Consider the following 12,294-nt stretch of genomic DNA (forward strand, 5'->3'; position numbering starts at 1 on the left):
CAAATATTCTTGCACGACTGCGAGCTTGAACTGCTCATCGTACTTGGTCATGAAAAACCCCCAAAAGTTGTGTCCAACTTTTGGGGGTCAGTTCACAAGGTCCCGTTTTTTCGCGTATTGACGCCGGTCTCGCATCTGCATGGCGCGAGTACGCAATCTCTCCAACAGGTGTCCAGCGTGGAATGTTAGAGCCTATCCCGGTAGGTGGGGGGAAGCTCAGGGTGATGCATGGCGGGCGTGAGCAAGGCGCGAGGAGGCCGCATGGCGAGCCATGCAACGACAAGCAACGCCGCGCACGCCCGTCAGGCGCGCCAGGAGCGACTCCCACCTACCGGGATAGGCTCTAAGTGCTATTCTTGCGCGATTGACATTTCGCGCACCCAGATGCGCCCACCCGAGAGAGGATATTCAGTGAACTTTCCCGCACACCGCGCGATGGCCGTCGCCATCGCTTCCGCCTGCATCTTCGGCGGCGCCGTCCACGCCGCGCCGGCCCAGCAAGCCCCGGCCCGCGCCGAAACCGCCTTCCTGTCGCAGGACGACGCGTTTGCCCGTTCCGCGCGCATCGCGAACGTGGACTATGTGCTGGACTTTACCCTGACCGGCAAGGAAACCTTCGCCGGCGCCACGACCGTCACCTTCGACCTCAAGGACACGCATTCCGCCGTCACCCTCGACCTGAACAAGGCCACCGTGAAGTCGGTCAGCGTCAACGGCAAGCAGGTAGAGGCGCGCTACAACAACTGGTTCATCACCATCGACCCGGCGCACCTGGCCAAGGGCCGCAACAGCGTCACCGTCGCCTACGAGCGCCTGCACAGCACCAATGGCGAAGGCCTGCACCGCATGGTCGACCCGGCCGATGGCCGGGTATATACGTATTCGCACTTCGAGCCGGTGGCCGCCCAGCAGATGTTCCCGCTGTTCGACCAGCCCGACCTGAAGGCCAGCTACACCGTCACCGTCACCGCGCCGAAGGACTGGCACGTGGTCACCACCACCCGCGAAACGAAGATCACCGATGCCGGCGCCAACCGCCGCTGGACCTTCAAGCCGACGAAGCGCCTGAGCCCGTACAACTTCTCGCTGCATGCCGGCCCTTACCAGGTGTGGGAAGACAATAGCGGCAAGTACCCGATGCGCCTGTTCGCGCGCCAGTCGCTGGCCAAGCAGGTGGTCCCGGCCGACTGGTTCCGCCAGACCAAGGCCGGCATGACCTTCTTCGAAGCATACTTCGGCATCCCCTACCCGTTCGAGAAATACGACCAGCTGATCGTGCCCGACTTCCTGTACGGCGCTATGGAAAACGCCGGCGCCATCACGTTCGCCGAGGCGCGCTTTGGCATGGCCAATATGACGGCCGACCAGAAGCAGTCGATGACCGAAGTGATCATGCACGAGATGGCCCACCAGTGGTTCGGCAACCTGGTCACCATGAAATGGTGGAACGGCCTGTGGCTCAACGAGAGCTTCGCGTCCTTCATGGGCATCCTGGCCACCGCCGAAGCGACCGAGTTCAAGGATTCGTGGCAGAAGTTCTACCAGACCGGCAAGCAGCGCGCCTACATCCAGGACCAGACCGCGAGCACCCACCCGATCGAGGTGCCGGTGCCGTCCTCGAGCAACGCCTTCGACAATATCGACGCCATCACGTATTCGAAAGGCGGCGCCGCCCTCAAGCAGCTGCGCCACCTGCTGGGCGAGGAAGTGTTCCGCAAGGGCGTGCACAACTACCTGGTCAAGTATTCGTGGCAGAACGCCACCCTCGATGACTTCATCAATACGCTGGCCACGACCGCCGGCCGCGACCTCTCCGGCTGGACCAGGGAGTGGCTGTACCACGCCGGCGTGAACACGATCGCCGCCAACTACAGCTGCAGCAACGGCAAGATCCGCGACTTCACCCTCACCCAGACCGCGCCGGGCAAGGATCTGCCGACCCTGCGCGAACAGCGCGTGCAGGTGGCGGCGTTCAAGATCGACGGCGGCAAGCTGTCCCTCGTCAAGAACGTGCCGGTCACCTACAAGGGCGCCCGGACCGCGGTCGAGGACATGGATGGCGCGGCCTGCCCGGACCTGGTCTACCCGAACTACCAGGACTGGGGCTATGCGAAGGTCCAGCTGGATGAGCGCTCGTTCGATACCGCGCGCACCAGGCTGTCGCAGGTCGACGATCCGCTGCTGCGCGCGATGCTGTGGCAAAGCCTGTGGGACAGCGTGCGCGACGCCCAGCTGCCGCTGAACGACTTCATCAACGTGGCCCTGAACAATGCGCCGCAAGAAAAGGACTACACCCTGCTCGGCGACGTGCTGGGCAAGGTCGCCCAGTCGAAGGCCTACCTCGACGCCATGCGCCTCGACAACGGGTATGCGAAAGCGACCTACGCCGCGCTCGAAAAGATGGCCTGGGACGGCGTGCTGGCACACAAGGCCGACGCCGACGTCCAGCGCCGCTGGTTCAGTCTCTACCTGAACGTGGCCTCCAGCCCGGAGGCGCTGGGGCGCCTGGCCGGCATCCTCGACGGCAAGCTCGATGCCGCCGGCCTGCAGCTTACCCAGGAACTGCGCTGGTCGATCATCGCCCGCCTGAACCGCTATGGCCACGCCGGCGCCGACGGTCTGGTCGCGGCGGAGAGCGCGCGCGACAAGTCCGACGCCGGCCAGGTGGCGGCGGTGGCGGCCACCGCGTCGCGTCCGGATCCGAAGGTGAAGGCCGAGTGGGTCGGGCGCATCGAAGACCTCAAGTCGCCGCTGCCGTTCTCGCGCATCCGCACGGCGATGGGCAGCGTGTTCCCGGCCGAGCAGGGCCGGCTGAGCGAGCTCGAGGCCGATGCGCGCCTGGCGCGCCTGCCGGCGCTCGACAAGGCGGCCGGCCCGGTCTACATGCGCGCCTACGCGATCACCATGATCCCGACCGCCTGCACGCCGCACAGCGTGCAGCGCCTGCGCCGCGCCGCCGACCAGATGAAGGACCTGTCGGCGTTCACCCGCCGCTCGCTGCTCGACACCCTGCAGGACGAGCAGCGCTGCGTGGCGATCAAGGCGGCGATGACCGCGCCGAAGAGCTGATCGCGCGTGCGCGCGGACGCGGGCGCGATGCCGCGCCGCACGCCGGGCTGGCCGCTCGCGGCATCGTCTACCGCTTGCGCAAGAACGGCAGGTATTACTGCCGCACGGGCGGCGCCGTGCGGCCCAGCATGTTCGGCGCCGAGGGCGGAGGCGCCGTCCTGTTCGACAAGACCGGCGGCGGCGGGCTCGCCGGCCTCGTACCCTGTCCATCAGGGGCCGAATTTAGGCGCGACTGAGCGCCGCTCGTTGCCGTGCGCGATTGGCCGCACAGCTCCGCCACCCGGCGCCACGCGCCGTCGGCTGCGCTCTGCAGCGGCGGACCTTCGCGCAGCAGCGCGCCCAGGTCGGGCGGCGCGCTGGCGCGCACCCTGACCCCACGTGCGATCGGCACGCACAGCGCGTCGTGCCAGGCTGCCGCATGGCCTTCGGGCGTGGGCAGCGCGCCGCGCAAGCGCACGGCGGCCTCCTCGCACGCGGCGCTGCTGGCGAACTCGCCGCGCAGGCTGCTGCTCTCCAGCGTGACATCGAGGTTCTGTTGCAGGTACAGCAGCAGGATCATCGTGAACATATAATGCCCAGGTCCGCGGCCCCGGCCGCGCTTGCAGAGGAAACACTTTGGACTGGGATTATCCGCAACCGTTCATCCTGCCCGTCGCGCCGCAGGCCGGCGACATCGATGGCTTGAACCACACCAACAACGCCGTCTACGTGCGCTGGTGCGAACAGGCCGGCTGGGCCCACTCGGAGAAGCTGGGCCTGTCGCTGGACGACTACCGGCGCCTCGACCGCGCGATGGCGATCCGGCGCGGCGACTACGACTACCTGTTGGCCACGGTGGAAGGCGAGGCGCTGCGCCTGGCCACCTGGCTGGTCGGCGGCGACGGCAAGCTGACGATGGAGCGCCGCTTCCAGCTGGTGCGCGACAGCGACGGCGCCACCGTGCTGCGCGGACGCTGGGAACTGGTCTGCATCGACATCGCCAGCGGGCGCCCGCGCCGCATGCCGGCCGAGTTCCTGGACATCTATATGCCGGCGCTGGTCGCGGCGCCGACCGTGTAATTCCCGCGTCTGCCAGCATGCGGCGCATTGCGCATGCTCAAGGACGAGTTTGATCGATCCGGCATCCCCCTCGGGTGGGCAGCCTCAGACTGGTCGCGTCACCCGCTCCAATGACGAGGACGCAATGCGCCGGATTTTCCCCGAGGTCTTGACCGCCGTTCGCCTGCCGCTGCACCCGCACATGCGCATGCCCGTGCCCCGCCGCATGCAGCTGGGCGCGTTCTGGCTGCTGGCGGGCCCGCTGATGGCGGGGCAATTGCTGGCCGGCTGCCGGCTGCGCGACGGCGGCCATGAAGAACTCGTGGTGCCCGAACTGGTGCGGACCCATCTCTATCTGGCGCCCAACGGGTCGGACAGCAATCCCGGCACCCGCGCCGAACCCTTCCGCACCCTGGCGCGCGCAGCCCAGGTGGTCACGCCGGGCACGACCGTGCATGTGGCGCCCGGCATCTACTCGGGCGGCGTGCGCACCACCACCAACGGCACGCTCGAAGCGCGCATCATCTTCCAGAGCACCGAGCGCTGGGGCGCCAAGATCGTGCCGCCGCTCGACGCGCGCCAGAGCGCGGCCTGGGACAACCGCGGCAACTACGTCGACATCATCGGCTTCGAGATCGACGGCACCCAGTACCAGAGCGGCATGAAATGGCTGAGCGGCATCTACAACGGCGGCTCGCACAACGGCGTGCACGGCAACCGCATCCACCACATCGGCAACGACGTGCCGTGCGAGCCCAAGGGCGGCGCCGGCATCGGCATCGACAGCTACTACAAGGGCGTGGACGTGGTCGTGACCGGCAACCACGTGCACGACATCGGTCCGCCCGGCTGCCGCTACATGCACGGCATCTACATCAGCACCACGGCCAGCGTGCGCGGCAACGTCGTCTACCGCGTGTCCGGCGCCGGCATCCATTTGTGGCACGACGCCAACCGCGTGACTGTGCGCGGCAATACCGTGGCGGCGTCCGGCACCGGCATCGTGGTCGGCGGCGGCGACTTCTATCACAGCAAGGGGCCGAACGACCACACCCACGTCAGCAACAACATCGTCTACGACAACGACCACGGCATCCTCGAACAAGGGGCGATCGGCCGTCACAACAGCTTCCGCAACAACCTCGTGTATCAGAACGCCGTCGACGACTGGAAGCTGTCACCCGGCCGCGAGCATATGGGCAGCATCAGCGCGCCGCCCCAGTTCGTCGAATACAGCGCCAGCGGCACGCCGGACTTCCGCCTGCGTCCCGGTTCGCCGGCGATCGGCCAGGGCTTGCCGCACGAGTCGGCGCCACCCGGCAGCGGCAATACCGGGTCGCGGCCGATGCGCAAGACCGACATCGGGGCGCTGCCAGCGGCGCCGCCGTCCTAGCGCCAAGCTGCCGGCGCGGCGGCGCGCCGCCTACAGGACTTCGTGCACCCGCGCGAACGGCCGGCACAGGCGCACGCCCTTCGGCGTGACCACGAACGGCCGCTCGATCAGGATCGGATGCGCGGCCATCGCATCGAGCAGGGCCGCATCCGTCACCTCGGGCCGGTCGAGACCCAGCTCGGCGTACAGGGCCTCCTTGCGGCGCACGGCATCGCGCGGCTGCAGCCCGGCGTGCGCGATCAGGTGCGCCAGTTGCGCGCGGGTCGGCGGATTGGCCAGGTAGTCGACCACCTCGGGTTCGTGGCCGGCCTCGCGGATGGCGGCCAGGGTATTGCGCGAAGTCCCGCAGCGCGGGTTGTGATAAATCGTGATATCCATTGTCATCAGGTGTGGTGTCGGCTTGTCAGCGGCTCGACAGCGGCTTGTCGTTCAAACAGCGGCATGATAACCAGAGCGCATACCCGGCACCAGCATTTTTGCTTGTCCCCCTCCCTCGCTCCGGCTAGAATCCCACGCTTGGATTTTGCCGAGCGTCATCAAAGTTCCCATAACAACATGCTATTACGCCCAACCGGAGACCCGATGAGCGATTACCTGCAGCGTCCCGCGGCACTGCCCACCCTGCGTCAGCGCACCGCGCTGCGCGTGCTGCAGCTGTTCGGCTGGAAGCTGTATTTCAAGCCGCTGCCCGGGCCACACGGCATCGCGGTGGTGTACCCGCACACCTCGAACTGGGACTTCCCGATCGGGCTGGTGGCCAAGTGGGCGCTCGACACGCCGTTTCGCTGGCTGGCCAAGGACTCGCTGTTTCGCGGCGCGATGGGCCGCCTGATGCGCTACTGGGGCGGGATCGCCGTCGATCGCCGGGCGCCCATGGGCGCCACGCGCCAGCTGGCCGAGCGGATGCTGAGCGAAAAATGGTGCTGGGTCGGCATCACGCCGGAAGGTACGCGCGGCTACCGCCCGCACTGGAAAAGCGGCTTCTATCATCTGGCGCGCACCGCCAACGTGCCGCTGCTGCTGGTCAGCTTCAACTACAAAAAGAAGGAGCTGCGCGTGACCGAGACGCTCGAACTGTCGGGCGACATCGAGCGCGACATGGAAGCGATCCGCGCCGTCTACCACGACGTCACCGCCCTCTACCCCGAGAACGCGGCCCCGATCGTGCTCGCCACCAGGGACCAGGACGAGGCCGCGGCCCGGCGCACGCGCGCTTGATGTGCCCGCGCCTTCCCCTGCCCGGCGCCGGCCCGGCTAGGCCGGCGCCGGACGTCCCGCGGCGGTCGATCCCGCCAGCCTGTCCCAGGCATTGGCCGCGCTCAGGAACAGCTGCCCGCTGAGCTGGGCCAGCAGTTCGCTGTCGCGCAGCCGGTCCATCACCGGTCCCTTGACTTCGGCCAGGTGCAGGATCACGCCGCGCTGGTGCAGCGACGCGTTCAATTCCAGCAGGCCGAACAGGGCCGAGGTGTCGATCGCATTCACCGCCGACAGCACCAGCACCAGGTGGTGCGTGCCGCCGCGTTGCGCCAACTCCTCGTCGATGCGCTCGTTTACCGCGTCCACGTTCCCGAAGAACAGGCCGGCGTCGATCCGCAGCATCAGCAGGCCGGGCGTGGTCTCGGCCGGATACCGTTCGACGTTGCGGAAGTGTTCGGTGCCGTGGATGCGGCCCAGCACCGCGATGTGCGGCCGGCTGGCGCGCCAGATCAGCGCGCCCATCGACAGCGCCACGCCCACCAGCACGCCCGCCTCCACCCCCAGCACCAGCACGCCGCCGGCGGTGGCCAGCAGCGCCAGCGCGTCCGCGCGGTCGTAGCGCCAGGCGGTGCCCAGGGTCGACCAGTCGAGCATGCCCAGCACCGCCACGATGATGGTCGCGGCCAGCGTCGGCAGCGGCAGCAGCGCCAGCCAGCCGGTGGGCGCCACCAGCGCCAGCGCCAGCAGGCCGGCCGTGATCACGCTTGCCAGCTGGGTGTTGGCGCCGGCCGCGAAATTCACCGCCGAGCGCGAAATGCTGCCGGTGACCGGAAAGCCGCCGGAGAGGGCGCTGCCGACATTGGCCGCGCCGAGGCCAATCAGCTCGCGGTTGCTGTCCAGCTTTTCGCCGCCGCGCTTGAGCGCCAGCGCCTGCGCGCCGGACATGCTGATCAGGAACACCATGAAGCCGGTCAAGAGCGCCGGCTGCAGCAAGGCCTGCCAGTGGCCGCTCGAGGTGGCCAGGTTCAGGCCCGGCAAGCCGGCCGGCACCGCGCCGGTGGTGGCCACGCCCAGGCGCCCCAGCTCCAGCAACGGCACCAGCGCGGTGGCGCCGAGCACGATGACCATCGGCGCCAGCTTGGCCGCGATGTCGGCCACGACGGGCTTGACGCGCAGCCGGCGCAGCAGCGGCGCCAGCCATTCGCGCGCCATCACCAGCAAGGCCAGGGAGCCGAGGCCCAACGCGATGCTGGGCCAGCGCGCGTGCCAATCCGGCGTCGCGCCCTGCGCGATCGGACCGCCGAGCAGGGCGCCCAGCTGGCCCCAGGCGATGACGATCGCCGAGCCGATGGTAAAGCCGCTCATCACCGGCCGCGAAAAGAAATTGGCGAGAAAGCCGATGCGCAGCAGGCCGCAGGCCAGCAGGACCAGGCCCGACATCAACGCCAGCTGGGCCGCCAGCACGCCATACAGGCCGGTGCCGGGCGTGGCCAGCGGCGCCAGCGCGGACGCCGTCATCAGCGAGACGATGGCCATTGGCCCGACCGACTGGGTGCTGCTGGTGCCGAACAGCGCGTACAAGAGCGGCGGGAAAATGCTGGCGTAGATCCCGGCCACGGGCGGCAGCCCGGCCACCAGCGCATAGGCCATGCCCTGCGGGATCATCATCATCGCCACCACGATGCCGGCGCTGATGTCGCCCGGCAGCGCGGCGCGCCGGTACTCGCGCAACCACTGAAGCATGGATTAAGGGCCGGGGAGCGGTGCGCGCCGGCTTGCCTGATTGAAAACACGACAGCCTAGCATAGTTGCCCTGGCGCCGGGGTCCGGACAGCCGCTACTGCATGGCCAGTTCGACGCAGTTGCGGCCGGCCCGCTTGGCGCGCGCCAGCGCGGCAATGGCGCGCACCGCCAGCGCGTCGCCGCTCTCGCCCTCGCCCAACTGCGCCACGCCCAGGCTGATGGTCACGTGGTCGCAACCCGGGATCTCGACCTGCTCGATCGCGGCGCGCAGCTTCTCGGCAATCCTGAGGCCGTCGATCGCACTGGTATGTGGGGCGATCACCAGGAACTCCTCGCCGCCCGAGCGCACCAGGACGTCGCTCGCGCGCAGCAGCGCGCGCGCGGTGGCGGCCACGGTGCGCAGGACCATGTCGCCCACCGGGTGCCCGAAGCTGTCGTTGACCTGGCTGAAGCGGTCGATGTCGAAGCTCACCAGCGCCAGCGGCAGGCGGTAGCGGCGCGCGCGCTTGATCTCCTGCTCGAGCAGGTGCTCGCCGTGGCGGCGGTTGGCGACCTCGGTCAGCGCGTCGGTGGTGGCCAGGTGGGTCACGCGCGCCAGCAGGGCCTCGTTCTCGCGCGTGACCTCCGCCATGCGCAGGCCATGCGACGCCAGGGCGGCCAGGTCGTCCAGCGCCTGCAGCTGCACGCGCGAGAAGGCGCGCGCATGGTCGAACATCAGGCACAGCGAGCCGCGCGGGCCGCCCGGCCCCTGGCCCGGGATCGGCAGGCCGACCACCATGCGCACGCCGAAGCCTTCCAGACGGGCCGCCAGTTCGGGTTCGCCCGCCTTGTCCGGCGCGTCGAGCAGGGTCAATTCGCCGCTGGCGGCGGCCAGCAGGCCGGGGAAGGCGTGGCGCAGCGGCGACTGCAGCAGGCGGCCCTCGACCTCGAGCAGCGCCATCAGGTGCAGGCCCGCCACGCCCTGCTCGGCTTCCAGGTGCAGGTCGCCGTCGCGATGCTGGAACAGCGCCGCATGCACCAGGCCCGGCCAGTCCGCCAGGGCGGCGCACAGGCGCTCGGCGAAGCTCACGCTGTCGTCGGCGTGGTCGAGGGCTTCCTGGCTGGCGCCGCGCAGCGCGAGCAGCGTTTGCAGCTCTTCGGCGGCGGCATTCGTCACTGTCGGCGAAGATGCGGACGCAGATGCAGGCGCAAAGCCGGCGCGCAGGCGCGCGTCCAGCAGCGCGCGGGTCTGCTGCGCGCGCAGCGGGCCGATCGCATAGTCGATCGGACCGAAGGCCATCAGCGCCGGCAGCCAGCGCGCATTGGTGAAGGGGCACAGGACCAGGATCGGCTTGCCGGCGCGCCCGGCCACCAGGGCGCCCAGGCTCGCCAGGTCGATGCCCAGCTCGCAGCGTTCGAGGTCCAGCACCACGAGGTCGGCCGGTTCGCGCGCCAGCAGGCCGAGTGCCTGGTCGGCGCCGGAAGCCACCCGCAGCTGCGTGAACACCCCGGCGCAGGCGCTCTGGAAATCGGCGCGGCGCTGGCCTACCGGGTTCACGAACAGGCAGCTGTAGTCGACGTTCATCTCGTGCGCGCGCGCGCCCTCTTCTCCCATTCCCAACCTCCAGACGTTTCCAGGCATTACCGATCCGCCCCGCGAGCGGGCGTGTTTTGCCAGCGAGTGTGCCATAACCGCGCCGCTGTGTGTGGAACCGCACCGTCGCACCGCGCCGTGCGTCCAATACTCTGAAGACCGAACGCATATTCATGGGAGAAGCACGATGGGACAGCAGGACGACGTGGCAAACAAGCAGAAGGCAATCCAGAGCCGCCAGGACCAGATCGACGCCAGCATGCAGAAGGCCGAAGGCAATGACGAGGCGGTCCAGACCGGCGTCCCGCAGCCCGGCACGCCGATGCCCGCGCAGCACCTGGCCAAGCCCGGCATCGAGGCGCAGATGGAACTCAAGCCGAAATTCATGGCCGACGGCTACAAGGGCAGCGGCAAGCTGGAAGGCATGAGCGCCATCGTGACCGGCGCCGACTCCGGCATCGGCCGCGCGGTCGCGGTGCTGTTCGCGCGCGAGGGCGCCGACGTGGCCGTAATGTACCTGAACGAACACGAGGACGCCGAGGAAACCAGGCGCTGCGTCGAAGCCGAGGGCCGCCGCTGCCTGACCATCCCGGGCGACGTCAAGGACGCCGCCTTCTGCAACGAGGCGGTGGAAAAGGTGGTCGCCGAATTCGGCCGCCTGGACGTGCTGGTGAACAACGCCGCCTTCCAGGAACATGCGAACTCGCTGCTCGACATCACCGACGAGCGACTCGACGAGACCTTCCGCACCAATATCTACGGCTACTTCCACATGGCGCGCGCGGCGTTGCCGCATCTGAAACGCGGCGCGGCGATCATCAACACCGGATCGGTCACGGGCCTCCAGGGATCGAAGAAGCTGCTCGACTATTCGGCCACCAAGGGCGCGATCCACGCCTTCACGATGTCGCTCGCCTCGAGCCTGATCGAACAGGGCATCCGCGTCAATGCGGTGGCGCCGGGCCCGGTCTGGACCCCGCTCAACCCGGCCGACCAGCCGCCCGAACAGCTGAAGGAATTCGGCGCCGCCACCGACTACAAGCGCCCGGCCCAGCCGGAAGAACTGTCGCCGGCCTACGTGTTCCTGGCCTCGCCCGTGTGCTCGGGCTACATCACCGGCATCGTGCTGCCGATTACCGGTTCGGTCGGCTGACCGGCCGGCTTGCAAACGACGAGGAGGGTATCCATGCGCAGCATGTGGAAAGGGGCGATCAGTTTCGGGCTGGTCCACATCCCGGTCGATATGTACGCCGCGGTCGACAGCAAGGGGCTGGATCTGACCATGCTCGACCGGCGCGACTTTTCGCCGGTCGGTTTCAAGCGCTACAACAAAGGCAACGGCAAGGAAGTGGCGTGGGACGACATCGTCAAGGGCTACGAATATGAAGACGGCGAGTACGTCGTCCTGTCCGACGAAGACCTGCGCCGCGCCAACCCCGAGGCGACGCAAACCATCGACATCCAGGCCTTCGTCAATGCCGAGGAAGTACCGCTGATCTACTACGACCAGCCGTACTACCTCGCACCGGGCAAGGGCGGCGCCAAGGTCTACGCCCTGCTGCGCGAGACCCTGCGCGAGGCGGGCAAGATCGGCATCGCGCGCGTCGTCATCCGCGTCAAGCAACACCTGGCGGCGCTGGTGTGCGTGGGCGACACCATCGTGCTCAACACGCTGCGCTATCCGGACGAGATGCGCGACGCGGGCGAACTCAAGATCCCGTCGCCCTCCTCGAAGAGCGCCGCCGTCACGGTCAAGGAACTCAAGATGGCGATGGCGCTGGTCGAGGGCATGAGCGAGGACTGGGAGCCGGAGCAGTATCGCGACACCTACCGCGAGGACGTCCTGGCCCTGGTCAAGAAAAAGATCAAGGCCAAGCAGACCAAGACCATCACCCAGCCCGAGCCCGAGAAGGAAAAACGCACGAGCGGCAAGGTCATCGACCTGGTCGCCCTGCTCCAGGCCAGCCTGGGCAAGAAGCCGGCCAAGGCCGCGCTGGCGGCGCTGGAAGACGACGACGATGACGACGATCCGCCACCGCGCAAGTCGAGAAAACCTGCCGACGACGAGGACGACGACGACGACGAGGTCTCCGCGCCGCGTGCACGCAAGACGGCCGATGCGGGCAGCCGTGCGGGCGCGAGCGGGGCCAGGTCGACGCGGGCGACGGCGAGCAAGACCGCGGCCAAGCCCGTGGCGAAGAAAGCCGCCGCCAAGAAGGCCCCGGTCAAGGCCGCCGCCAAGGCGACCGCCAGGGCGCCGGCGCGCAAGAAGGCGGCGTGA

At 68.4% G+C, this 12,294-nt stretch carries 10 protein-coding genes; 6 read left to right on the forward strand and 4 right to left on the reverse strand.

Features of this window, described 5'->3' with window-relative positions:
- The first annotated feature begins 411 nt into the window (after positions 1-411).
- Positions 412-3,069: an aminopeptidase N gene (gene pepN, locus ABIB38_RS14670; RefSeq protein ID WP_429204924.1), complete on the forward strand. Its 2,658-nt coding sequence runs from the start codon at positions 412-414 to the stop codon at positions 3,067-3,069.
- Between the two features lie 94 nt (positions 3,070-3,163).
- Here pepN and ABIB38_RS14675 read toward each other — a convergent pair whose 3' ends face one another.
- A complete protein-coding gene (locus ABIB38_RS14675) occupies positions 3,164-3,637 on the reverse strand; it encodes a hypothetical protein (protein WP_429204925.1) in 474 nt (157 codons plus the stop codon).
- 47 nt (positions 3,638-3,684) lie between these two features.
- Here ABIB38_RS14675 and ABIB38_RS14680 point away from each other — a divergent pair, with 47 nt between their 5' ends.
- Together ABIB38_RS14680 and ABIB38_RS14685 are read left to right on the forward strand one after the other, a co-directional pair.
- A complete protein-coding gene (locus tag ABIB38_RS14680; RefSeq protein WP_429204926.1) occupies positions 3,685-4,128 on the forward strand; it encodes an acyl-CoA thioesterase in 444 nt (147 codons plus the stop codon).
- Positions 4,129-4,252: 124 nt separating this feature from the next.
- Entirely contained in the window at positions 4,253-5,500 is a 1,248-nt protein-coding gene (locus ABIB38_RS14685; protein ID WP_429204927.1) for a DUF1565 domain-containing protein, read from the forward strand.
- A 30-nt stretch (positions 5,501-5,530) separates the two neighbouring features.
- Here the strand turns inward: ABIB38_RS14685 and arsC are convergent, their stop codons facing one another.
- Positions 5,531-5,878, reverse strand: coding sequence for an arsenate reductase (glutaredoxin) (arsC, locus tag ABIB38_RS14690; protein WP_429204928.1), 348 nt, complete (start codon positions 5,876-5,878; stop codon positions 5,531-5,533).
- Between the two features lie 204 nt (positions 5,879-6,082).
- On the opposite strand from arsC, the gene ABIB38_RS14695 reads away from it, so the two are divergent.
- Positions 6,083-6,718 (forward strand): 1-acyl-sn-glycerol-3-phosphate acyltransferase, encoded by a 636-nt coding sequence (locus ABIB38_RS14695; protein WP_429204929.1) that lies wholly within the window; start codon positions 6,083-6,085, stop codon positions 6,716-6,718.
- Between the two features lie 36 nt (positions 6,719-6,754).
- Here ABIB38_RS14695 and ABIB38_RS14700 read toward each other — a convergent pair whose 3' ends face one another.
- Together ABIB38_RS14700 and ABIB38_RS14705 are read right to left on the reverse strand one after the other, a co-directional pair.
- The gene (locus ABIB38_RS14700) at positions 6,755-8,440 is read right to left on the reverse strand and encodes a SulP family inorganic anion transporter (protein ID WP_429204930.1); all 1,686 of its coding nucleotides are present in this window, start codon (positions 8,438-8,440) and stop codon (positions 6,755-6,757) included.
- Positions 8,441-8,534: 94 nt separating this feature from the next.
- Positions 8,535-10,034, reverse strand: coding sequence for a diguanylate cyclase (locus ABIB38_RS14705; RefSeq protein WP_429204931.1), 1,500 nt, complete (start codon positions 10,032-10,034; stop codon positions 8,535-8,537).
- A 166-nt stretch (positions 10,035-10,200) separates the two neighbouring features.
- Here ABIB38_RS14705 and ABIB38_RS14710 point away from each other — a divergent pair, with 166 nt between their 5' ends.
- Complete coding sequence (locus tag ABIB38_RS14710) at positions 10,201-11,166, forward strand: SDR family oxidoreductase (RefSeq protein WP_429204933.1); 966 nt, start codon at positions 10,201-10,203, stop codon at positions 11,164-11,166.
- A 33-nt stretch (positions 11,167-11,199) separates the two neighbouring features.
- Positions 11,200-12,294 carry a Ku protein gene (locus ABIB38_RS14715; protein WP_429204934.1) on the forward strand — a complete coding sequence of 365 codons (1,095 nt, stop codon included), beginning with the start codon at positions 11,200-11,202 and terminating at the stop codon, positions 12,292-12,294.

Source organism: Massilia sp. UYP11 (genome assembly GCF_050434805.1).
GTDB lineage: Bacteria > Pseudomonadota > Gammaproteobacteria > Burkholderiales > Burkholderiaceae_D > Telluria.